This is a genomic window from Telluria sp. AZSoR62 (genome assembly GCF_058111565.1).
Map to the genome: position 1 here is coordinate 1 of NZ_JBYTST010000446.1, position 252 is coordinate 252.

Below are 252 nucleotides of genomic sequence, written 5' to 3' on the forward strand. Positions count from 1 at the left end.
GTAACCGATGCGACGCTGCAGGCGCAGCGGGCTGAGGACGCCGCTGACGGCATCGTTGCCGGTTCTGTGCTCGACAACGCGGTCACGACACCGAAGCTCGCCGACGAGGCCGTCACTAAGGCGAAGACATCTCCCTCCGTGCAGGCCTCGCTCGATAAGGCCGACGGGTCGGTGCAAGGGGATGACCCACGCCTGACCAACCCCCGCACGCCGACAACACACACGCACACCGAAGCCCAAGTCACCGGGTTG

The 252-nt window shown here is 66.3% G+C and carries 1 protein-coding gene; it reads left to right on the top strand.

Annotation, left to right across the window (positions count from 1 at the left end; translation table 11 throughout):
- A partial coding sequence (locus AC3XQU_RS24375) for a hypothetical protein (protein WP_489876693.1) occupies positions 1 to 252 on the top strand: 252 nt, incomplete at both ends.